16 protein-coding genes and 1 pseudogene are annotated in these 24,924 nt (G+C 38.9%); 11 read left to right on the forward strand and 6 right to left on the reverse strand.

Features of this window, described 5'->3' with window-relative positions:
• The first annotated feature begins 113 nt into the window (after positions 1-113).
• The 9 genes from surE to AC6CH7_RS00225 all read left to right on the forward strand — a co-directional run bounded on the left by surE (position 114) and on the right by AC6CH7_RS00225 (position 16,600).
• The gene (gene surE / locus AC6CH7_RS00185; protein ID WP_048903771.1) at positions 114-893 is read left to right on the forward strand and encodes a 5'/3'-nucleotidase SurE; all 780 of its coding nucleotides are present in this window, start codon (positions 114-116) and stop codon (positions 891-893) included.
• Positions 886-1,155, forward strand: a complete 270-nt coding sequence (locus AC6CH7_RS00190; RefSeq protein ID WP_288883184.1) for a stationary phase survival protein SurE — start codon at positions 886-888, stop codon at positions 1,153-1,155. Before surE ends, AC6CH7_RS00190 begins: the two co-directional genes overlap by 8 nt.
• Positions 1,152-2,258 (forward strand): lipid-A-disaccharide synthase, encoded by a 1,107-nt coding sequence (gene lpxB, locus AC6CH7_RS00195; protein WP_498260744.1) that lies wholly within the window; start codon positions 1,152-1,154, stop codon positions 2,256-2,258. The genes AC6CH7_RS00190 and lpxB overlap by 4 nt, the downstream gene beginning before the upstream one ends.
• Positions 2,259-2,640: 382 nt before the next feature.
• Positions 2,641-5,844 (forward strand): SusC/RagA family TonB-linked outer membrane protein, encoded by a 3,204-nt coding sequence (locus tag AC6CH7_RS00200; protein WP_498260745.1) that lies wholly within the window; start codon positions 2,641-2,643, stop codon positions 5,842-5,844.
• Positions 5,845-5,873: 29 nt separating this feature from the next.
• A complete protein-coding gene (locus AC6CH7_RS00205; protein WP_498260746.1) occupies positions 5,874-7,430 on the forward strand; it encodes a RagB/SusD family nutrient uptake outer membrane protein in 1,557 nt (518 codons plus the stop codon).
• A 596-nt stretch (positions 7,431-8,026) separates the two neighbouring features.
• Positions 8,027-11,086, forward strand: a complete 3,060-nt coding sequence (locus tag AC6CH7_RS00210) for a SusC/RagA family TonB-linked outer membrane protein (RefSeq protein WP_498260747.1) — start codon at positions 8,027-8,029, stop codon at positions 11,084-11,086.
• Positions 11,087-11,097: 11 nt separating this feature from the next.
• Positions 11,098-12,750 carry a RagB/SusD family nutrient uptake outer membrane protein gene (locus AC6CH7_RS00215; protein WP_498260748.1) on the forward strand — a complete coding sequence of 551 codons (1,653 nt, stop codon included), beginning with the start codon at positions 11,098-11,100 and terminating at the stop codon, positions 12,748-12,750.
• A 168-nt stretch (positions 12,751-12,918) separates the two neighbouring features.
• Positions 12,919-15,180, forward strand: a complete 2,262-nt coding sequence (locus tag AC6CH7_RS00220) for a GH92 family glycosyl hydrolase (protein ID WP_498260749.1) — start codon at positions 12,919-12,921, stop codon at positions 15,178-15,180.
• Between the two features lie 4 nt (positions 15,181-15,184).
• Entirely contained in the window at positions 15,185-16,600 is a 1,416-nt protein-coding gene (locus AC6CH7_RS00225) for a glycoside hydrolase family 125 protein (protein WP_498260750.1), read from the forward strand.
• A gap of 79 nt (positions 16,601-16,679) precedes the next feature.
• Here AC6CH7_RS00225 and AC6CH7_RS00230 read toward each other — a convergent pair whose 3' ends face one another.
• Positions 16,680-17,870, reverse strand: a complete 1,191-nt coding sequence (locus AC6CH7_RS00230) for an ROK family protein (RefSeq protein ID WP_498260751.1) — start codon at positions 17,868-17,870, stop codon at positions 16,680-16,682.
• Positions 17,871-18,131: 261 nt separating this feature from the next.
• On the opposite strand from AC6CH7_RS00230, the gene AC6CH7_RS00235 reads away from it, so the two are divergent.
• Together AC6CH7_RS00235 and AC6CH7_RS00240 are read left to right on the forward strand one after the other, a co-directional pair.
• Entirely contained in the window at positions 18,132-19,250 is a 1,119-nt protein-coding gene (locus tag AC6CH7_RS00235; protein WP_498260752.1) for a twin-arginine translocation signal domain-containing protein, read from the forward strand.
• A gap of 30 nt (positions 19,251-19,280) precedes the next feature.
• Positions 19,281-21,035, forward strand: coding sequence for an ATP-binding protein (locus AC6CH7_RS00240; RefSeq protein ID WP_498260753.1), 1,755 nt, complete (start codon positions 19,281-19,283; stop codon positions 21,033-21,035).
• A 4-nt stretch (positions 21,036-21,039) separates the two neighbouring features.
• Here the strand turns inward: AC6CH7_RS00240 and AC6CH7_RS00245 are convergent.
• From AC6CH7_RS00245 to AC6CH7_RS00265, 5 genes and pseudogenes are all read right to left on the reverse strand, one after another.
• A pseudogene (locus AC6CH7_RS00245) lies at positions 21,040-21,678 on the reverse strand (outer membrane beta-barrel protein); the annotation flags it as partial.
• Between the two features lie 93 nt (positions 21,679-21,771).
• The gene (locus AC6CH7_RS00250) at positions 21,772-21,906 is read right to left on the reverse strand and encodes a hypothetical protein (RefSeq protein ID WP_498260754.1); all 135 of its coding nucleotides are present in this window, start codon (positions 21,904-21,906) and stop codon (positions 21,772-21,774) included.
• 363 nt (positions 21,907-22,269) lie between these two features.
• Positions 22,270-23,367: a serine hydrolase domain-containing protein gene (locus AC6CH7_RS00255; RefSeq protein ID WP_498260755.1), complete on the reverse strand. Its 1,098-nt coding sequence runs from the start codon at positions 23,365-23,367 to the stop codon at positions 22,270-22,272.
• Positions 23,367-24,107, reverse strand: a complete 741-nt coding sequence (locus tag AC6CH7_RS00260) for a head GIN domain-containing protein (RefSeq protein ID WP_498260756.1) — start codon at positions 24,105-24,107, stop codon at positions 23,367-23,369. The genes AC6CH7_RS00255 and AC6CH7_RS00260 overlap by 1 nt, the downstream gene beginning before the upstream one ends.
• Positions 24,108-24,152: 45 nt before the next feature.
• On the reverse strand, positions 24,153-24,860 hold the full coding sequence (locus tag AC6CH7_RS00265; RefSeq protein WP_498260757.1) for a DUF2490 domain-containing protein: 708 nt from the start codon (positions 24,858-24,860) through the stop codon (positions 24,153-24,155).
• Positions 24,861-24,924 lie beyond the last annotated feature (64 nt).

A 24,924-nucleotide genomic window follows, 5' to 3' on the forward strand; every position in this document is an offset into this window, starting at 1 on the left:
AATTCTTGTACTTTTACAGCAACAAGGGCTGTAGGCATACCAGTTTTGCTTAAATAGGTGATTCTGACATATCAACAGGCTTTCATGATCATAACAAAACAGATATATCTTAAATGAAAAAGCAGCAATCCAGACCTAATATTTTAGTGGTAAACGACGACGGTATAACCGCTCCGGGAATTAAGAATTTGATTGAAGTTGTTCAGGAAATCGGGAATGTAGTTGTCGTAGCACCAGATGGACCTCAGTCAGGGATGGGCCATGCAATTACCATTGGTAAGCCATTGCGTTTTGATCGGGTAGATTTGTATCCGGGTGTGGAAATGTACAAATGTTCTGGTACACCGGTTGATTGTGTTAAGCTTGCTGTAAACAAAATATTTAAAGGTAAAAAGCCCGATCTGTGTGTTTCTGGTGTAAATCATGGGTTAAATAATTCCATCAACGTGATCTATTCAGGAACCATGTCAGCCGCGGTTGAAGGGGCAATAGAAGGCATTCCTTCAATTGGTTTCTCACTTGATGATTTTTCGCAAGAAGCAGATTTTAGCCATTGCAAAAAGTTTATTAAGGCCATTTCTTTACAGGTACTTGAGCATGGTTTGCCGCCTGCAACATTGCTTAATGTTAATTTTCCCAAAGGCGATGGTTTAAAAGGCATTAAGATTTGCCGGCAAGCGAATGCTAAATGGGCAGAAGAATTTGATGAAAGAAAAGACCCATATGAGCGTCCATATTACTGGTTAACGGGCGTTTTTCAAAATAATGATAAAGGTGAGGATACAGATGTTTGGGCGCTTGAGAATGGTTTTGTTTCAGTTGTTCCTGTTCAGTTTGATTTAACAGCTCATCATGCAATTCCTGTTTTAAATACCTGGACATTTGATGTTTAGAAATGTAAAGAATTCTGTATTAATAGGTTTGGGTATTGGTGCATTGGTGCCAGGTGTGCTGGTTGCGGGGGTATGGTACCTGATGCATAGGTTTGCTTTTTTAGCTAAAGCAGATCTTTTGCTGATTGGCTGTATTGCTGTTAATGCCTTATTAATGCACTATTTTTTTAAGCAGAATAAGGATAATGTGGGTAGAGGTATTATTAGTGCGACTTTTCTATGGGCATTTGCCTTCTTTTATTATAAAGTTACCCAATCATGAGATACTATTTAGTAGCCGGAGAAGCATCCGGAGATTTACATGGAGCCAACTTAATGAAGGCATTAAAAGTTCAAGATCCAAATGCGGAATTCAGATTTTATGGTGGCGATAAAATGAAAGCTGAGGGTGGTGTTCTCAAAAAGCATTATGCCGAAATGGCATTTATGGGTTTCACTGAGGTTTTATTAAATCTGCGGACCATCCTCAAAAACATGAAGGCATGTAAGGCTGATGTATTAGAATATCATCCGGATACACTGATCCTTATTGATTTTCCGGGCTTCAATTTAAAAATCGCAGCGTTTGCAAAAGAGAATGGAATTCGGGTTTGCTATTATATCTCTCCAAAGGTTTGGGCGTGGAACCAAAAACGTGTCTTAAAAATCAAAAGAATAGTTGATAAGCTGTTTTGCATTTTACCCTTTGAAGTTGATTTTTATAAAGGATGGGGCATGGAGGTTGATTATGTTGGCAATCCTTTACTGGATGCAATTGCCCAATTTACTCCTGACCCTTCTTTCAAAAAAACTTATGGGTTAAATGATAAAGTTATTGCACTCCTTCCTGGCAGCAGAAAACAAGAAATTGAGCGTTTGTTGCCGGATATGCTAAGCATAACAGGTCGTTTTTCCGATTATCAGTTTGTTGTTGCAGCCGCTCCTAATTTTGATGAGGGCTATTACAAACAATTCATCTCGTCTGAAAATGTAACGCTCGTTTTTGAACGAACTTACGACTTATTGAATGTTGCTACGGCCGCAATTGTGGCTTCTGGCACGGCAACGCTTGAAACTGCGTTATTTCATATACCGCAAGTTGTGGTTTATCGCGGAGGGGCAATCTCTGTTGCTATTGCCAGAATGCTTGTTAAAATAAGGTTCATTTCTTTGGTGAACTTAATTATGGATAGAAAGGTGGTTACAGAATTAATTCAGGAAGATTGTAATACACAAAATATTTCTGATGAGCTTGGCATCATCTTAAGTGGAGAAGGCAGACAAAAAATGCTGAGCGATTACGAAGAATTGTCTTCAAAAATGGGGACTTCGGGTGCATCAGAACGGACTGCAAAGCTCATAATTTCGTATCTAAAGGGGAATTAGGAAGTTCCTCTTTTTCAGTTTTTTAAGCTTGATTTATTTTTTAAAAAAACATTCTTTTTTGAATTATTTTCCTTATTATTGATATAGATAAAACGTTTTTATAAAATATAGCTCCCATATATTATGAGAAACAGAACCAACCAACCAGCAGTAAATCTACACCAGGAATTTCTCCTTTTGATTGTAAGAGAAATTAGATTTTTTTTACAACCCACGATGTATGATCCCGTTGCTATAAAAGCATCCTAATTATACCCTTTTCAAACTTTTCTTAAGCATTCCTCTTAGAGGTCATGTGTGTTAGTTGTGCACTTATGATTTTATATTGGAATGGTTTTTTTTGTACGCTTACTCTAACTAAATATAAACTAAAATTAAGCTAATGAAAATCAAACAAATTATCCTCGCAGGGATTCCAATGCTCTGTTTAACAGGGTTACAATCCTATGCGCATCCCGCTGATTACACCAAAATCAGTTCCGGTATGGGCAGCGTCGCCTTCTTTCAGGCACAGAAAATTGTAATTACAGGTACTGTGGTTGATGAAAAATCTCAACCCATACCTGGGGTAGGGATCAAATCTCTCAAAACAAACAAGTCTACCGTTACCAATGCCAGTGGTAAATTCAGCATTGAGGTAGATAATGCAAATGAGCAGCTCACATTCTCGTATATCGGGTACGCTACTCAAACACGGGCCGCGGGATCCGGAGCTTCACCACTTACAATTAAAATGGTTCCTGCCGAAGGGGTGGAGCTGGAAGATGTAGTTGTGATTGGTTATGGTACCTCCAAAAAGTCTGATTTAACGGGAGCAGTAGGTACGGTAAAAGCAGAGCAACTGCAGGAACGGCCGGCATCTTCTCTTAATCAGGCCTTAACAGGAAGGATATCCGGCGTTCAGGTCAATACAAACTCAGGAAGACCTGGGGGAAGGGCTAATGTTAGGATCCGTGGTTTTAGCTCCATCAACTCATCTAATAATCCATTGTATGTAGTAGATGGGGTTCAGTTACCTACGGGGAATCAAGCTCAGGCCAGTCAGGCGATTGACTACATCAATCCTAATGACATTGTTTCGGTAGAAGTGTTGAAAGATGCATCCTCTACCGCTATTTATGGTTCCAGGGGAGCCAATGGCGTTATTTTGATTACGACCAAGCGCGGAAAGACCGGTGAAAGCAGAATAGATTATAACGTTGACGTAAGCGTACCATCTGTAGGGCCTAATTTCCCAAAAGTGTTAAATGCGAAAGAATTCCTGGCTGTGGAAGATCTGGCATATAAAAACATGGAGAAATATGATCCGGCAGGATGGGCAGCAGGTAAATATGTTACCAGAAATCCGGCACTGGCCAGAAAGGATCCGAGGTTGTTTGACAGCAGCGGCAATCCTTATTTTGATACGGACTGGCTTAAAGAGGCTACTCAGAACAAGCTATCTCAAAATCATGAGCTTGGTTTTAGTGGAGGTAATGAGCGTACTACTTATGCTTTTTCAATCGGACACCGAAATGATCAGGGACTGATCAAGACCTCATTTCTTAAAAGATATTCGGGCAGGTTCAGTATTGATGACCAGGTAAAACCATGGTTAAAGGTGGGCGGTACGCTAAGCTATACCAATCAGAACGAAAATCTGGTAGATCAAAGTGACCAGGTCGCGCGTAGCATCGTAGAAGATTTTCCGTTTTTACCTGTAAAATATGATAACGGGTTATATGCTGACAACAGGGACTATCCAAATGCTGAGGGCCGTTTCAATGTAGTTCACAGGTTGTACGATACCAAGTTTTTACTTGGAACTCAAACGACTCTTGGAAGTATGTATTCAAACATCAAGTTTGCCGAAGGGTTAGAAATGAAGACCATAATTGGTGCAAATGTGATTTCACAGGAAAATAATGAATATAGTGGGCGTACACTGAACATTTCTGATCAAGGTTATGCTGCCGGACGCACCAGGAAAGAAGCCTTCTGGTCTATAGAAAATTTCCTGACCTACAACAAGCGATTTAACGAGAATCACTCCATCACTGGTTTATTGGGGATATCCTGGCAGAAAAGTAATTTTAATAACATCAGCTCTGAAGTAAGAGGCTTTGCAACGGATTATTTCGAATTTAACAATTTAGGAGCCGGCAGCCGGAATCCGCAGGTTGGCTCTAATAAATCAAGTCAGGCACTCAACTCCTACTTTGGAAGGATCAATTACAGTCTGAAAGATAAATACCTGTTCACTGCTACCGGAAGGGCTGATGGGTCATCCAAATTTGGTGAAAATAATAAATATGCTTTTTTCCCTTCAGCGGCAATAGCCTGGAGGGTTTCTGAAGAGGATTTTCTAAAAGACAGCAGGATAATTTCTAATTTAAAACTTCGCAGTAGCATTGGCGTTACGGGTAACTCTGAGATCCCTCCATATTCTTCATTGTCTCTGTTGAGTTCAAATTATCCAGCTGTTATTAACGATGAAAGGGTTGTGGGAATGGGTCTCAACAGACTGGCTAATAGGGATCTGCGCTGGGAAAAAACCACACAAAGTGATGTTGGTGTTGAACTGGGAATGTTTGGTGGGAAAATATCACTGGAGCTGGATCTTTATTATAGAAAAACCACTGATATGTTGTTAGATGCTCCTGTTCCACGTACAAGTGGTTACGTAACCATCCGAAAAAATATTGGATCAATGGAAAATAAAGGGTTAGAGGCTCAATTAAATACCACAAACTTCGAGTCAGAAAATTTCTCTTGGAAAACCTCTTTTAATATCTCTCTAAATAAGAATAAGGTTCTTTCGTTGGCTACTCCTGCTGATATTTTTGGAATCGGGGGACCTAATTTTACCAATCCAACGAATATCATCAGGATTGGAGAAGCTGCCGGATCTTTCTGGGGACTTACCCGTTTGGGTGTTTGGTCTGAAGCAGAAAGAGCTGAAGCCGCCAAATTTGTCAGCTACCGAAATGGGAATACAATCCTTCCAGGGGATATTAAATATCTTGATGTGAATGGAGATTATGCTATAAACGATGCCGACAGATCAATCATTGGTAATGGTAGTCCGGATGCATGGGGCGCATTATCCAATACTTTCCGCTATAAGAATGTTGACCTAACTGTTGAACTTCAATATTCAGTGGGGGCCGACGTAATGGACATGACTGCTCACTCTAGTGAAGACAGGGTTTCTCTGGCCAACAGTTATGCTACGGTATTGAACGCGTGGACTCCTCAAAACCAGAATACGCAGATAGCCGAGATCCGTGATACCCGTGCAGGATATGTAACCAATGTGGATACACACTGGATCAAAGACGGATCGTTCATTCGCGGGAGGAATGTATTGCTCGGATATAACTTCGCCAATTCAATTGTTCAAAAAATGCGGTTGAATAGATTAAGGGTCTACGTATCTGCGCAAAACCTTTTTCTGATCACCAGTAAGGAGCTCCAGGGGGATCCTGAGACAACACCTACGGGAGGGTATGCAAATGACGGCAATAACGTATTCTCTCAGGGGATGAACTGGCACAGTTATCCAAAACCAACAATTTTTATGCTGGGCTTAAATGTTGGTTTATAATTTATTACATGAATATAAAATTTATACTGATGAAAATTAACATAACAAAATATATAGGTGGAATTTTCCTTTCTGGATTGTTGCTGCTTGGATCAGGCTGTTCAAAATTCTTAGATGAACAGGATCCCTCGAACCTAACTCCCGAGAATTTCTATAAAATACCAGAACATGCTGAGGCTGCGATATTTGCAGTATATTCAAGTTCCAGATTCATGGGCGACGGGGCCGGAATTTTCTCTTCAAACTGGCAATTACTGGAAGCGGTTACCGGAACATCTACCACTGAAACTGCTCAAAACTCGGACCTTAATAACCTATACGGCTTGATTTATGATTCGAATACCGGCCATGTGATCAATTACTGGAACGGGATATACAGGGTTATCGCTCAGGCAAATCTTGTTCTTGAAAAAGTTCCTGGCATTACGCCTATGGATGACGCACAAAAGAAACGCATTTTAGGAGAAGCAAGTTTCTTACGTGCCTGGGCATACTTTTATGCGGTAAGACTGTGGGGAGATGTGCCATTAATCACAAAACCACAGACATTGGAGTCAGAGGATTTTTTCCCTAAGCGGGCTACAGCCGAAAGTGTATATGCTTTAATTGTAGAAGATTTGATTGCAGCGGAAAATGCAGGGCTGCCCTGGATGGATAAAAGGGGCAGGGTTTCCTTGGCTGCAGTGAAATCGGAATTAGCCCTTGTGTACCTGACCATGGCAGGCCAACCTTTAAACAAAGGGGCGTCTCACTACAAACTGGCCGCTGATAAGGCCAATGAGGTAATTACTTATGCAAAAGCCAATCCTGCTTCCATTGATCTTTTTCCTACTTATGCTGATGTACATAGTGAAAAGCTGAAAAATGAAAAAGAACACCTCTTTATGCTTCAGTACAATTCGTTAGTCGCAGGTAACCCAATGGACAATATGTATCCAAACTTCAAACCAGTTACATTTAATGGTGCATCGGGTACAGGAAGTACCGTTCCTACCCGTCAGTTTTATAATTCCTACGAGCCAGGAGATGAACGTGCCAAAGACAGGGAAGGGTATTTTTATACCAGCTACTTTACTAATGGTAACGGAGCTTTATTTCAACTGGGTGCACCCTATATATTCAAACACTTTAATACCATAGCCAATGGTTCTTCGGGTGTAGCGGGTACACGCAATAACAATTTGAATGTACCGGTGATTCGCTACGCGGAAATTCTGCTTGTTTACGCTGAAGCCCAAAACGAGTTAGGTGGCCCAACGCAGGATGCTTATGATGCCTTTAAGCGCATTCGCGATCGCGCCAAGCTGGTAACCCCGGCACTTGGCACTTACAATCAAACAACATTCCGGGAAGCTGTCTGGAGAGAGCGCTGGCATGAGCTGTGTTATGAGCAGATCACATGGTTTGATATGGTGCGGCTTAGAAAAGTATATAACGAAACTACAAAGGGATTTGATAATTTTGTAGGGCACGTGAACCTGAGTTCCAATCAACCTTTACAGAGCAAACACCTGCTTTTCCCTATTCCAAGGCCGGAGCTTCAAAACAATCCTAATCTTACACCTCAAAATCCCGGATATCAATAATATTTAACAATAATTAATCAGGATAGAGCCTGCAGTCATGTTTATACTGCAGGCTTTTTTTTGTGATTTTTTTGCTACAAAGCCTAGTTTTTTCGTCAATTATATGACTTCTTTTTTTGCCTTAAATTCTTATAGTAATTGCTTTATTTTAAGGGGACTTAGCTTCAGTTTTACCTTCATATAATTTCAAATTGTAACAATATTGTTTGTAAAAAAAACAAAAAAAAAATTCAGGTTTGAACAATTTTCTTTAATATTGGCGTTGATAAAACGTTTTACTGAAATCTACGTACACCAAATATTCATGAAAAACCAACGATTATTCTTAGCTGCTGCACTCTCACAAAACATTCAGGTTGTTCCGTTAAAAAAATATTTTCTTTTTATCAATAACCGCGTAAGGGTATAATCTTAAACCCTCTCTCAACTAATCTAATTTTCTCTCTTTTTAGGCTACTTCCAAAGTAGAACCGCAGACTTTTTATGCCTTACGGTTTTGATAAATGGGAGTCGCTAGTAAAACGTTTTAGGCGCTTTTGCAACAGTATGAACTTGAAATATTTATTAACACTAACTATAATTTAAACTAAAAACCCATGAACATTAAACTACTAATTGGTACGGGGGTATGTCTACTCTGTTCCATGAGTTTTCGAAGCTACTCTGCTACAGAGGGTTATCTGGAAACGAATAATTTAAGTCGGGCCTTATCTGAGCCAGATAGGCAGGCTATTGCACGTAAAGTAATCGTATCAGGGGTAGTCCTTGACGAAAAATCTCAGCCTATACCAGGTGTTGGAGTTAAGACAGCATCAAATAAAGCTACAGTAACTGATGCTAGTGGTAAATTTAGCATAGAAGCCGAAAGTGAGACAGAACTAATTACCTTCTCTTATTTAGGCTATGCAACACAAAGTAAAGCTGCTGGAAATGGTACTTCACCATTAACTATTAAAATGGCTCTTGATGAAGGTGTGAACCTTGATGATGTTGTTGTAGTAGGAGTAGGTTACGGAACATTAAAGCAAAAAGAGGTTACTTCATCAGTGGCTCACGTAGGCAGAGAAGATTTCAGACAAAGTGGCTCAAGAAACCCACTTGACCTTATCCAAGGTAAAGTAGCGGGTCTTCAAATTTCCAGACCGGGTGGATCTAATCCGAATTCTGGTGTAAGTGTTCAGCTAAGGGGAGCGGTAACCTCAACAGGTAGCGGAACTCCTTTGTATGTCATTGATGGTATACCAGGTGGTAACCCTGATCTCTTGCAACAAGACGATATCGCTTCGGTAGATATCTTGAAAGACGGATCTGGTGCTGCAATATATGGTACCAGTGCCAATGCTGGGGTAATTCTAATTACCACCAAAAAAGGTAAATCAGGGCCTGCTACATTTGATTACTCTTCATACTTTAGAAAAGAGTATATCCAAAACAGACCAGATTTCTTAACAGCAGATGAGTACAGACAGAAAATTGCTTCTGGCGAACTTAAACAACAAGATTTCGGTCATAGTACTGATTTTTTTGATGACTTGATCAATCACAACAATTTTTCTCAGAATCATAACCTGGCATTAACTGGAGGTTCCGATAAAACCAGCTATCGTGCCAGCGTAAATTACAGAAATCTTGATGGTATCGCCCGTGAAAACGGTCGCGAGGAATATGGACTGCGTTTAAATGTAAATCAAAAGGGATTAGATGATAAGCTAAATGTGCAGCTTAATTTAGCTACCAACATCAACAAAGCAAACTTGTTAGGCGGTGGTGGTTGGGAAAGCGAATCTACAAAAAACCCGACATTATCTAATTTTAATGACGATGGCAGTTACCGTTTTGACCTGACCAGTACCAATGAGTATGCGCGTTTAGCCCAGCAAACCTCGTACAGGAAACAGCAAACGAGTTCTGCAGATGCAAAGGCAGACCTGGAAATTGTTAAAGGTCTGAAAGCATCAATTTTCGGATCGGTACAGCGCAACAGTTATACTGATGGACAATACCGTTTGAAAGCCAGTGAAGATTCAATGGAAAACACAGATTTTCCGAGCGGCGGATACGCTTATAAAGGTGACTTTTTAGAGCAGAAATATGCTTTGGAGCCAACAATTCAGTATGAAAATACTTTCGCTGATAAACATAAAATAACTGCAATCGGTGGTTACAGCTACAGATACGAGATTCAGGAGGCATCTAGCCTGGAAAACAGGGGTTTTATCAATGATGTATTTCATGAAGATAATATAGGCGCTGGTGCAGCCCTGGGTGTTGGAAAAGCAGGTATGTCCAGCTCAAAATCTGATAACACATTGATCGCCTTTTTTGGAAGGGTGAACTATGTGTTCAATGACAAGTATATGGCGCAATTTATTTTACGTCATGAGGGTTCTTCGAAATTTGGTAAAAACAACAGATGGGGTAATTTTCCCGCAGTATCTCTTGGATGGAATATGTCTCAGGAAAATTTCATGAAGGATGTTAAATTTATCAATTATCTGAAATTGAGAGCTGGTTATGGTATGACAGGGAATGCGCCTACAGCAAATAATGTTTCAAGAGTTATGCTCGGAGGAGGTGGTAAATACCTGTATCCGGATGGTAGCTATTATGAAACATATGGCCCAACCACCAACTATAATCCTGATTTGAAATGGGAATCAAAAAGAGAGATAAATATTGGTGTTGACTTCACCATGTTCGACAATAAATTGACCGGATCATTGGATGTATTTAACCGTAAAACAAAAGATCTCCTTGACGTTTACAGATCACCTCAGCCTCCGTACGTAGTGAAGGAAATTTGGACTAACGTAGGTACATTTTCATCGAAAGGGATTGAGTTAGCATTAGGCTATAAGGCCATTACTACCGAAGATTTTTCCTGGAATACCAATATAACAGCAAGTACAACCAACAACGTTATGGATAGTTACTCCAACTCTCAATATGTTGTTAAATTTATCCAAAAAGGAGATATACAAGGGGCAGGTGATCTAGGGCAAGCTTTTACCACTTTTGAAGGTAAAGAAATCGGTGTATTCTTTGGAAAAAGGTTCGCCGGTTTTACAGATGATGGTAAGTGGTTATTCTACAATAGAAATGGAGAAAAGGTCAGAAATGATCAAATCAACAATTCAAGAAATGATTTAAATGCAACAGATCTTGCACCAATTGGAAATGCGGTACCTAAGTACTATGCGTCATGGGCCAACAATTTCAAATACAAAAACTTTGATTTAAGTATCTTCCTTAGAGGGAAATTTGACTTTGATATTCTAAATACAACAGCTTTAAGCTATGGTAATAAATCGGCCTGGAGCGGAAACATCTTAAAAGATGCGTTTACCAAATACAGCCAGATCAACGATACTTACATGTATTCTGATTACTATATAGAGGACGGAAGTTTTGTGAAAATTGATGAGATCACTTTAGGGTACAACTTCAAATTGAAAGCTAAAGGCCTGAGAAACCTAAGGGTATACCTTACAGGTCAGAACTTGGCTACGATCACTGGTTATTCTGGTAATGATCCCGACTATGTATTGGATACAGGAATTGGGAATGAGGACAACGGAAGATTTTTAGGAATCGACACCAGGGGGCCTTACCCAAGTACACGTTCTTTCTTAGTAGGTCTAAATGTTGGATTTTAATTAATAAAAAAATGAAAAGTAAATCACTTATATATACTGCATTGGTTGGCGTATTGTGCTTAACAAACGCTTGTACCAAACTGGATGAAAATGCGTATAACGTAATTGCTGCAGATGATTTTTATAACAATAAAACTGAAGTCATATCCGCTGTTTTAAGACCATATACCCATGCCAATGCATGGGCTACACCTTCCGGACAAGATGGTTGGTGGAGACTTGCAGAACTATCCGGGGATCAATTGGCGTGGCCGACTAAAGGTCGTCATGGTGAAGATGGTGGTAAATGGAAAAGATTACATTACCATACCTGGACAGTTGATGAAGGCGGAATCGACAATGCATGGGTATTGATGTACTGGGGAATGGGTCTTTGTAACAGCGCAATCGCAAATATCGAGACCCGTGATATCGCAAAAATGGGTATCACACAAGCAGAAAAAGATGCTTATATCGCCGAATTGAAGTTGCTTCGTGCTTTTCATTATTTAAAACTAATGGATTTATTTGGCAACATTCCAATTTCGACAGTGATTCCAGAAGGTGCCTCAGGCGAACTTCCGAGTACTACTAATAGAGCTGAAGTATTTGCATTTATTGAGAGTGAGATTAAAGCTAATATTGAAAAAGCGCCTAAGGCATCGAGAGCCACGCTTGGTCGCATGAATCAGGCAGCTGGTTATGCAATGTTGGCGGAGCTTTATTTGAATGCAGAGGCATGGATAGGCACTCCTAGATGGGATGATTGTATCGCAGCAACCGATAAAATAATCTCTGGCGAGGCCGGCGGTCAAAATGGTGCGATGGTTTTAGACCCAAATATTTCAGACCAGTTTAACAGCACCAATGATCTGTCTAAAGAGGTGATCTTCTCAATTGCCTTCGACTATAAAATTGCCAATTTTGCCACAGGCTTTCCTTCGGAGTTTTATCACTTTAAACAGCAGGAAATCTATGGCGGTGGTCGTAATGGCAACGATGGTATTGTCGTAATTCCTGGCGTATACACTACATATAAAGATGCTGACAAGCGTAAATCTGACTGGTTGTTAATTGGTAAAATGGTTAAGTTTTCGGACGGAAAAACACCAGTCTTGGCTTCAGAAGAATATAAAGATCAGCAATTGGAATTTGTTGATGAAATCCGTAAAATCAAAACTGGTTCTACTGTTTCTAATATGAGTGAAGGCGAAGAGAACAGTGGTGTTCGTTTTAATAAATATAAATTAGGTAATCAATTTCCTGGCCCGGGTGGAAAACCTGAAATTGATCCTAATTACAACAATACGGACTGGAACATCTATCGTTTGACCTGGATTTACTTTGCAAAAGCAGAAGCAATTATGCGTAAAAACGGGGGCGTTGCAACTGCAGAAGCCTTACAATTAGTTAACGATTGTAAAAAACGTGCATTCACTGAAGCTGACTGGGCTGCTAACGCATACACAACTTCAACCCTTACAATGGATGAGTTGTTAGCTGAACGCGGCCGTGAGTTCATTTTTGAAGGTTTCAGAAGAGATGACTTAATCCGCTTTGGTAAATTTGCTACAGGTTCATGGTGGGATCATACACCTACCAGTGCAAACAAGGCATTATATCCAATTCCACAGCAGCAACGTAATTTAAATGCTAAGCTTACTCAGAACCCAGGTTATAATTAAATAATAATTCCTTAGGATTTTCCTAAGTACCAAGAACGGGTGATTGTTAACAACAATCACCCGTTCTGTTTTTAAAAGTTATTTTATTTTCATATTATTGGGATACTAAATCGTTTTAAGCCAAATATAAAACCCCTTAGATAGGTAATAAGGGAGAACCACACAAACATGAAACTAAAAACTATTCTAATCGCATTTGTATTGCTTCTCAATGTTGCATTTGCGCAACAGCCAGATCTGGTGCAATACGTAAATACCCTACAGGGCACCAATTCTAAACATGAACTTACAAGGGGTAATACATACCCCACAACCGCGATGCCTTTTGGCATGCATACCTGGACCCCACAAACGGGTAACAATGGAGATGGCTGGAAATACCAATATTTTAAGAAAAGCATTCGCGGTTTTCAGCAAGCCCATCAATGCAGTTCATGGACAAATGATTATTGCGTATTTTCTTTAATGCCGGTTACAGGAAAGCTCATCGTAAATGAAAATGATCGCCAGACGAGTTTTGACCACAAGAATGAAATTGCTAAACCTAATTATTACAGGGTAAAACTCGATAATAATATTGTAACTGAAATAGCCCCAACAGAAAGGGGAGCGCACCTGCGTTTTACCTTTCCTAAGAATGGTAAAAGCTACCTCGTTTTGGATGGATACACCGGTTTAAGTGAGGTAAAGATCTATCCTAAAGAAAAAAAGATCACGGGGTATGTTCATAACGGCCGTATAAGAGACAGCCTGAATAGCTATTTCGAAATCATTTTTGATAAACCATTTGTAAAGTATGGTACCTGGGATAATACGAATAACGCAATATCGGAAGGTACATTAACAGCACAGGGTAAAGGGAGGGGTGCTTATATCGAATTTAAACAGGGCGAAATAGTGCAAGCGAAAACGGCGTCGTCCTACATCAGTGAAGACCAGGCAAGCTTAACTTTAAAAAGAGAGTTAGGGAAGTTTAAAACCCTGGATCAAACAAAAGCTGCGGGCGCAAAAATATGGAATGACCATTTGGGTAAGATCCTTGTAGACGGTGGATCGGAAGAGGATAAAGCAACATTCTATTCCTGCTATTTCAGAGCAAGCTTGTTTTCAAGACAATTCTTTGAATACGATAAAGATGGTAAACCCTATTATTTTAGTCCGTATGATGGCAAAGTGCACCAGGGATACATGTTCACTGACACTGGTTTCTGGGATACCTTCCGTGCTCAGTTTCCATTAAATACCATTATGCAGCCTACAATGCATGGTCGTTATATGCAGGCAATGTTGGATGCGCAGCAGCAATGCGGATGGCTTCCATCCTGGTCATTCCCTGGAGAGGGAGGAAGTATGATTGGTAATCATGCCATTTCTTTATTAGCTGATGCCTGGGCAAAAGGGATCAGAACATTTAATCCGGAACAAGCGCTAAAAGCATACCTTCATGAGGCAACCAATAAAGGTCCATGGGGACCTGCCAACGGTCGTCATGGTTGGAAAGAATATTACGAACTGGGCTATGTTCCATATCCGGAATACAGAGAAGCCACAGCAAAAACGCTGGAATATGCTTACGATGATTTTTGTGGCTATAATCTGGCAAAAATGACCAACAACGATTTCTATGCTGATGTGTTTAGCAGACAAATGTATAACTATAAAAACGTTTATGATCCCGGTACCCGCTTTATGCGTGGTAAACAGAAGGATGGTAAATGGGTACCTAATTTTGACCCGATTGAATGGGGCGGCCCCTTTACAGAGGGTAATGCATGGCACTATCAGTGGTCAGTATTTCAAGACGTTCAGGGCTTAATCAATCTGATGAAAGGCGAACAGAATTTCACTGCTAAACTGGATTCTGTATTTACTGAACCCAACAAAGTTAAAGTCGGTACTTATGGGGGCTTAATCCACGAAATGACAGAGATGGTGATGGCCAATCTTGGTCAGTATGCACATGGTAATCAGCCTATACAGCATATGATTTATCTATATAATTATGCCGGTGAACCATGGAAAGCGCAATTCCATGCACGCGACGTAATGTATAAACTTTACAATTCTACAGAAAATGGATATCCTGGAGATGAAGATCAGGGACAAACTTCTTCATGGTATGTATTAAGTGCAATGGGGTTTTATAGCGTTTGTCCGGGTACAGATCAATATGTTATTGGCAGTCCAATGTTCAAAAAAATTACAATTAGTCTGGAAAATGGTAAGAAATTTATCATTGAGGGGAACAACAATAACAAAGAAAACTTTTACATTAGTGCAGCAACGCTGAACGGGAAAACATATACCAAAAACTATATCACACATAGTGACATTACCAATGGGGGTATATTGAAATTTGAAATGAGTAATAAACCAAATCTGCAAAGAGGCCTTTCTGGTGATGATAAGCCTTTTTCTTTATCAAAATAAAACAATGAAACGAAGAATCTTTTTACAAAACACGGGGTTATTGGCAGCCGGACTTATGGTGGATAAAGTATCATTTGCTGCGGCACCTGATTTTCCTGTTGTCAGGGTAGCTGAATCAAAAAGACACTTTCAAAGTAAAGCTGTAGAAAGTGCAATAGCTGAATTCAAAAAGAATGTCAAAAACAAGGAATTAGGGTGGTTGTTTGAAAACTGTTTTCCTAATACTTTAGATACTACTGTAACTTATACGGAACAAAATGGCAAGCCTGATACTTATGTAATCACCGGTGATATTGATGCCATGTGGCTGCGCGATAGTACAGCACAGGTAACACCTTATTTGTCGCTTGTAAAGGATGATAAAAAGCTGCATGATATGATTGCAGGTGTAATTAACCATCAGGTAAAATGCATTCATAAAGATCCTTATGCAAATGCATTTTATGGCGATGAGACGAAAGAAGGGGAGTGGAAAACCGATATCACCGACATGAAACCCGGTATTCATGAGCGCAAGTGGGAAATTGATTCATTATGTTACCCGATCCGTTTAAGTTATCAATACTGGAAGTTAACTAAGGATACAGCGCCGTTTGATACTACCTGGAGAGATGCAATTGCTTTAATTGTGAAGACTTTTAAAGAGCAACAAAGAAAGGACGGTCTGGGGCCATATCATTTCCAGCGCAAAACATCCTGGGCTACTGATGGCGTGCCATTAAGCGGTTACGGATATCCAGTAAAACCGGTTGGTCTAATCTGTTCTTCTTTCCGTCCTAGTGACGATGCCACTATATATAATTTCCTCGTTCCTTCTAATTTCTTTGCGGTTATCAGTTTAAAACAAGCAGCGGAAATATTGAAGGCAGTAAATAAAGATACTGCCCTGGCAGATGAATGTATTGCTTTGGCAACTGAAGTTGAAAACGCATTGCAGAAATATGCCATTGTAACACATCCTCAATTTGGTAAAGTATATGCATTTGAGGTAAATGGTTATGGCAGTTTCAATATTATGGACGATGCTAATGTACCAAGTTTACTGGCACTTCCTTATTTGGGTGCAGTAAAACCTGATGATCCGGTATACATTAATACGCGCAAATTAATTCTTTCATTAGAAAACCCTTTCTATTTTGAAGGTAAGGCTGGAAAGGGAATTGGCAGCCCACATACAGGATTAGATAAGATCTGGCCAATTAGTGTTGTAATGCGAGGATTAACGAGCAACAATGACGCAGAAATTAAACAATGTTTGCAAACATTGCAAAGCTGTCATGGTGGTACAGGATTTATGCACGAATCTTTTAATAAAAACGATGCTAAAGATTTTACCAGATCCTGGTTCGCATGGTCAAACACAATTTTTGGCGAGTTGCTTTGGAAAATTTACAAAGAAAAACCACACCTTTTGGTATAGGTTATAAATAATTGACTAGTAAAAGGGAGTTGTTAAACAAGGAACAGCTCCCTTTTCAATTATCACGCAGTAATTTTGATTAGGCAAAATCGCAATTTTCTACTACGAGGGTTGCAGCACCTAAAAGTTCAGATGCTGAGGCAAGATCCGAAACTTTTATTTCACTATGGTCAGCTAATCTGGGGATGCAGAATTCATTTATAGCTTGTTGTATTGGAGCCATTAAGAATTTACCAGCTGCCGCACCTCGCCCACTTAAAACTATAAGTTCTGGATTCATAATATGAATTAGTGTAGCAATCCCCTTTCCTATTAAAAAGGCAGCATCAGAAAGTATAGAGAGTGCTAAAGGATCTCCGGCCCTTGCTGCATCCAGAAAATGATCTCCTTGTAACCTCGATTCATCTTTAAATAAGTTCTCCATACTGGAGCTTACGCCATTGGCCATTTCAGATCGTGCCCTTTCAACCAGGACCATTAATGAGGTATCTACCTCTAAACAGCCTCTCTTACCGCATGAACACAATTTGTTGCTTTGAGATAAAGGTATGTGGCTAAATTCACCTGCATAACCATTATGCCCTTTAAAAAGATTTCCGTTAATGATCATTCCAAGGCCTATTCCCCAGCCAATATTTACGACCATAATGTCATCGTAGCCTTTCCCAATCCCAAATTTCAATTCAGCGAAGGCAATTAAACTAGAGTCATTTTCAATAAATACAGGTAGACCAATTGATTTCTTTAGGTAATCCGTTAAGCTTTTTTCATCTGGGGATTTAAGAAAAGTATGGTTAACTCCCTGTTCTGCATTTACAAAACCAGGCATTCCAATCCCAACTCCAAGGAATTGCTCTGATGGAATTCCTGAAAGTGCTATGTTTGATTTGATGAATTGTATTAATTTGGCCAATGCATCAGTATCATCTCCTAAGTTGAGGGGGAGTGTATAAGTTATATTTTGAGGTTTGTTTAGTAAGTCATAAATAACCATGCGTGTTACTAACTGATCCATAGCCACAGCAATGATATACATTTGTTTTTGCGGATTCAATGAAAAAGTTAAGGGTCTGCGACCACCACTTGAGGGGGCAAGGCCATGTTCTAGAACATAACCGTCTTTTACCAAATCACCCACCGCGCTGGTAATTAATGGTAAGCTCTTATGACTAAGAGAACTTAATTCAGTTAAGGTGAGCATCTTGCTGTAATACAGTTGTTTGATCACTTCTTTTCTTAAGATATGGTACTTTCTAATTGTTGCAGTCATGATACATGTTTTCCACAGGCCGGTAGAGCCAAGAATATGCCAGTTAAAATATTAATGCGCATAAGACTGAGGATAGCCGTTTAATTTATTATTGGATTATTGTTGTTCATAAATGAACACACATCGTGCAATTTGGAACAGCTCAATCGTTCCAGCACTTTGCGTTGTCTAAAATAATGAAAATTATTATCTCTAAGGATAATTGTTAGTATATTTATCGCACCCCACTAAATTAGGGCACTAACCAGTTCAATTTACCGTATGAACAACTTTACAAGACGAACCTTTCTTAAAGGAGCCGCAGGCTTAACTGCAGGTCTCCTTCTCAGCGATACTTTACTTGGACAGCATAATAATAAAGAACTTTCATTTCCTGAAAGAATGCTCCCAGCGCCTGTAAATGGTGGCTTTGCTATGGATGATTATTGGGTTTGGGATCCCTCAGTTGTTAAAGGAGAGGATGGTCTGTATCATATGTTTGCCTCCAGATGGTCTAAAGAGTATGGCTTTGGCAATTGGGTTACCAATTCTGAAATTGTAAGAGCTGTGTCCAAAATACCCGCGGGTCCTTATAAGTTTGCTGAAGTCGTTTTGCCAGCAAGGGGTAAGCAGTTTTTTGATGGTTGCGTAACACACAATGCACGTATTGTAAAAAACGGAAAATACTTTGTGCTTTATTATTTCGGCAATCATTATACTGATCCAAAACCAAAACCAGGGGATGATGTATGGGGTAACGGATTAGGTCAAAGAGCCTGGATGAATAAGCGTATAGGTATGGCATGGTCTAAATCTGTTTATGGACCATGGACAAGGAGTGAAAAACCAATTCTCGAACCTAGACCTGGCCACTGGGATGCATCTATTACCTCTAACCCATCACCCGTAGTGCTACCAGATGGAGGGGTTTATTTAATGTATAAATCCTCTCAAAAGAATTATGATCCGCCCTTATTGCTTGGTGCCGCGGGAGCTAAGACATTTAGAGGCCCTTACGAGCGTTTGTCAAATAAGCCGCTGTTTGAATTCCATACAGCAGGACAAATGGACAATGATGTTGAGGATCCGTTTGTATGGTGGGCTAAGGACCACTATGAACTTATTATGAAAGATCGTTTTGGACATATTTGTGGCGAAGAGGGCGGTGGTATCCATGCATTATCTAAGGATGGAATAAAATGGGATCTTGCAGATCCAGTAAAAGCCTATTCCCGAAACGTTACATGGGACGACGGAACAATTACAAAACAAGGCAATTTTGAAAGACCATTTCTGCTATTTGAAGATGGAAAGCCCACCCACTTATTTGCAGCCACCGGTGCCGGTAGCAGACCTTATCAACTAGAAAGATCATGGAATATGGTTATTCCATTAAAATAGGTATCTTTAGAATCTTATTAGCGCCTAATAGTGAACGATTTATCTATATTTAACTGGTCTCTTAAAAGAACGTTACCGAACGTATCGGATCCTATTGAAAGAGCTAAAATAACTGTATTCTTCATTGTTTTACTATTAAATTTTCCAAAAATTGCACTATCAATTACTGATCATTTAATTAGTCACAGCTACGATAAACTTATTGACGACTCCATTTCATTTCTGGTCTCAATTGTGGTAATTAAACTATTACTTTCCAAACCAGGTATTGTAAAAATATTAATACACATTGCATTAATAGCAATTACAAGCTATATCATAAGACATTTATTTTTTCATAAAGTAAGCATCCCAATAATGCAGCACATTTTCATGGCAATGACCTTTAGTTTTTATGGACTTGGTCGTCGTTGGGGTATTCTTTACTGTTCAATATTTACGGTAACGATGTGTTTAGCACTTATTAATCGTGGAAGCGATTTTATGGGTCTTAATAGTCAATATGATAACCATACCATTTCAATACTCATAATAGGAATTAATTTTATTGCCATAGCAGCATCTCACTATTACTTTTATACTGTTCTCTACGGTACACTTAATGAGAAAAAGATGCTTAATGAAGAATTACAGCTTACTGTTAAGTCTAAAACAGATTTTCTTTCCACGATGTCACATGAGTTAAGAACGCCCCTGAATTCTGTAATCGGAATGTCTAACGTTTTACTAAATGATAAACCAAATAAAGAACAAAAGGAAAGCCTGGATGTGCTTAAGTTCTCTGCTGAAAGCTTGTTGTCGTTGATAAACAATATTTTAGATTTTAATAAAATAGACTCGGGGAAAATAGAATTGGAATCGATTCCTTTTGATATTTCTACTCTGATCAGAAATGCCTGTGCGGGGTTCGGAGCAAAGGCGGGAGAAAAGAGACTAAATTATCATGTTCAAATAGATGCCCAAATTGGAAAACAACAAGTAATTGGAGACCCAACAAGGCTTGTCCAGATCATCTTTAATTTAGTAAGTAATGCCATTAAATTTACCCAAAAGGGGATGGTGGAGGTACGTGCCATAATAAGAAGGAAGAACCAGGATGGTATTGTAATAAGATTTTCAGTTAAAGATACAGGCATGGGGATCAGTCCTGAAAAGCAAAAAATAATTTTCGAACCTTTCTTACAAGCATCAAAAAGTATTACCAGAAATTTTGGAGGTACAGGATTAGGTCTTTCCATTGTAAAGCACTTGTTAGAACAGATGGGTAGTAAAATAATGATAGACAGTGAGGTTGGTAAAGGAACCCGGTTTTACTTTGACATTAAATATGCGACGACTGAACTAGTGGCCAACTCAATTAAAGAGGTAAAACAAAAAGAGGTAAATATTGATCAGCTAAAAATTCTTCTAGCCGAGGATAATGCAATGAATATCTTGTTCATGAAAAAACTGTTGTCGACCTGGAATGCTCAGATTGTAATCGCCGAAAATGGTGAAGAGGCATTTAGATTAGTTAATGAAAACTATTTCGATGTAATCTTAATGGATTTAAACATGCCTGTAATGGATGGGTATACTGCAACTAAAATGATCAGAGAAATTGTGGATTCGACTAAATCAAATGTTCATATCATCGCACTTACAGCCTCAGCCTCTGATGAGGTAAGAGAGAAAATAGAGCAGTGCAAAATGGATGATTACTTAAGTAAACCGTTTCAGCCAGAAGAATTAAGAGGAAAGTTGCAAATTGTTCAAGAGCGTATAGCAAACTTTAATTCACAATAACCACTTAGTTTCGGCCTCTTTCATCTTCGTATCCTGTTTGATGATCCCTGGCTTTTGCTCCCTTACTTCCTAAACGATAACTAAGACCTAACTGTGCATATCTATTGACTTGAAAATTGGTGAACTTTTGCTTAATTCCATTTACAACAGTTGTTACCGCCATGGCACTACTTCTAAAAACATCATTTACATTTAATGTAATGTTTAGACTTTTTTTAAGCGCTAAAGCTGTCAACCCCAAGTCCAATTTGTACTAGTGGTCTCGCTTTTCAATGTGATTAACTTCCGGAAACTGATACCAGAAATTTGCTGCGGTAGCAAAGGTTTTATTTGCATTAAAATAGACAGTATTGTTCGTGGCCAAATACAAACCATATGCTTTAATGTCATTAAAGCTATTGTTATTAGAATAGGAGTTTGTGCGGTAAAATGTTGCCTGATTGTTGTTTTCTAGCCAACTAACCCCAGTTGAAGAGAAGCTCTCTGAAATCCCATACCTGTAGGTTTTTAAGAAATTTATAGGCGTTGTATATACTAGGTTTGTATCAGGGCTTGCTATTGTAACATAATTAAACCCATTATTGGCGATGTTTAAGAAAATGGAAGAAGTGAGGGCGCTTTTGTAAACATGCGACAATTCGAAATTACTATTAAATCAAGTCCGGTTAGTCGAATCAATTGACCGTTAGCCATTACTTTAAGGAAGCCTTTTCCTGCGCTTGATATTTCATTGTTATTAACCATAACTCCCGGGAATCTGGCTTACGGCTGTAAGTCCATCAGATCCTGTTGCGGCAATACTATTTGAAACATTATAGGTTAGTTTTTCTGTGTTGTTTTCTAAAGTCGATTTATTGGAAATAACATTCACCTCATTTAATGCAGTACTAGCTTGTTTAAGATGATTTTCAAAGTGGTATCACTGTTGATCAGAATGTTTAGCTCGGTTTTATGATAACCGGTAAAGGAAGCAGATATTAAGTGCTCCCCCAGCTTTTAGATTGCTGAAAATAAAAGCGACAACACTAACTGTCGTTAAAGATTGCTTTTGGTTATTGCTTAAATTAATTAAGGTTATACCGGAACTGGGTAAAGAAAGTAGTGAGGCATCATTTACTGTTCCTGTAAGTTTAACTTGAGCCCAAAGGTTGGCGTTAATAATTAAGAGAAAAATGGCAGCGGCGAAGAATTTCGAATTGAGAGTTTATGGTTAAGTTGTATAGGGTTTAATAGACTACATTTTAGTTTCAACTGTTTTTATCAGTTTTTCAAGAAGTTTAAATATTCCATCTAAAGCATTCTCTGTTGCAGAGTTGGCCACAATGATATAGGCTACATTTTTATCCTTGTTAATCAAGGTATAACAGTAAAATGTACCAGCAGAACCCGCATGTTCAGATGAGTGCTTGTCTGGTTTATTTACATTAAGCCATCCTATAGCATAATCCTTTAATCCATAATGCAGGTAATTATAAGTCTCTGACTTTAAAAGATTATTCTTGCCCCTTAACCCCGACAAGTTTAGCTGAACAAATTTAATGTAATCGCTGATAGGCATACTGATATCACCAGATGGTTCAATAAGATTTAAATTGTAATCAGCATAAGGAGATAGGGGAGTCAATTTACTGTTCTCAATCCAATGTCCCCAAGGTTGATTCACATCAGTTCTGTTTGGCCATCCCAATTTATAATTTAGGTGAAGTTTTTTTGAGAGGACTTCATCTAGTAGCCGTTCCCATGTTTTTCCGCTAGCTTTTTCAAGCATGGCAGTGGCAACACTATACCCAGCATTAGAATAATTATAGGTTTCATTATTTTTTTTCAGCGCATCATTGCTGATCAGGTATTTTACAAACAATTTACGCTGCTCATCTTTGGTGCCGGTAAATTTGGGTAACGATTGAAACTCAGTCCCGCTGTTATAGGGTTTAATGAACGCTCTGTGCGATAATAAGTCGAGCAGGGTGATTTCATAAAATGCAGGATTGGCATCTTTTTTCCATTCCGGGAATAAAGTGAAAAACTTTGTTGTCCAGCTAATCTTTTTGTTTTCTACTAGGTAACCTGCAATAAAACCTGTTATTGCTTTTGTATTTGAACCCAGATGAAAATAATCATCAATGTTGGCTTTTGTTTCATCATTTTGAACATCAGATCTTCTAAAACCCGATACATTTTTCACCAGCACACTGTCGGCTGTAAGGGCAGCATAACTTAACTCGGGTATTTCATTTTTAACCCTTATACTATCAGCAAAATGAGCTAAATCCTGACCTTTTGATGAGGAAAAGAGAAAAACCAGAATAAAGATTGATAAGATTTGCTTCATTACAGTTCACTTACACCACCAGACCCTATTACGGTTTTTTCTATAGTAGGGTTTCCACTGTAATAAACATTACCAGAACCACTAATAAATGCTTTAATGGTGCCATCCGTTTTAATGCTAACAGTACCTGATCCACTAATCCTCGTTGATAGTCTATTGGTTACTAAAGTTTTCCCATTTAAATTTCCTGATCCACTGATGGTAATTTGTGCTGCATCTGTTTTGCCGCTTATGTTTAGGTTGCCGGAGCCACTGATAACGCCGGTTAGCTTATCCACATCAATATTGGCTTTGATACTGCCGGAACCACTTAGTGTGGTTGTAAATTCCCCACTGGTTAGCGCACCTGATACAGTTATACTTCCATTGCCACTCATGGTTAAGCTGGTGATGTCTTTTGCCGTTATATATGCAGTAATGGTTTTACCTTCGTATTTTTTTGCCCAGCTTGTCCAGCTGTTCTTTGGACGAATTACCAGGATGTTGCCCTTAACTTCACTTATTAGTGTGGAAATTGCCTCTGCATCCCCCTCAAATTTTAAGCTTTCGGTACTCCCCATTTTAATCACCACATTAATTGGCCCACCTGCAGCAACACCGGTAAAGTTTTTTACATTTCTTTCATCAAAAGAAGGGGCATCTATTTTAGTAAAAGGAGGGAAGGCCGCATTATTATTTTTAGAAATTGCATTGAACCCAACGGTACAAAATAAGGTGGCAAACAGAAATGTCTTCTTCATCTTTATCTTTTTAAATTTTATATGTCTAAATAAACGAATTAATGTCTAAAACCTTGTGTAAAGAGCAAGTTGAATTACATTGTTCATTGTAGTCGAGTTTAGCCCCTTAGAAGTTTGATTCAGATAGCCAGCTTCAATATCCACTTTTTTACTTAATCTATATCCCGCTGCTGCGTAGGCACGATTTTGATCAAATACGTGGCCGTTTAGTTCGTCTTTATTTTGAAGGTTTAGAAATACCTCATTTTGTAAGGCTACAAATGGCCCCTTTTCAAAATCCTGCTGTCCTTTTTTTAGCGGAACAATAAACCGTAAAAAATACCTGAAGCGTTGCGAAAACAGATCATCTGTTCCGTTTTTTTCTATAAAACGTTGTTCTGTTCTGAACCGGTGGCTGGTAAGAATTGTGCTAATTTTATGTTTATAAATATATTGCTGCCATATCCTATGTTCTGTTAACTTATTATCTCTGGTACCTTTTGACTGGGTAAAGGTTTCATTTAATAAGTAGCCCAATGTTACTTCATTTTTGTTATTAATGTAGTAGGTTAAGCCGGGCCTGAACATGAAATTTCTTAGCTGGTTCCAGTTGTCGGCAGTTCTAAGTTGAACATCAAGATGGGCACCCCATTTGTTATTTATTTTAGTGGTATTCATTAAGAATAACCAGCCGCTGTTTTGTTGTATAGTCTGGGCAATACCGGCAGTGCAAAATAGGCTTAATACAGTGAGTAGAAATAAGGAAAGACGCATAAAAATATTGTTCTATTTGTGTGTGTTGCTAAAATAGGAACAATATTTAAAATTAATATTTATA

It is taken from the genome of Pedobacter sp. GQ55 (assembly GCF_059758925.1).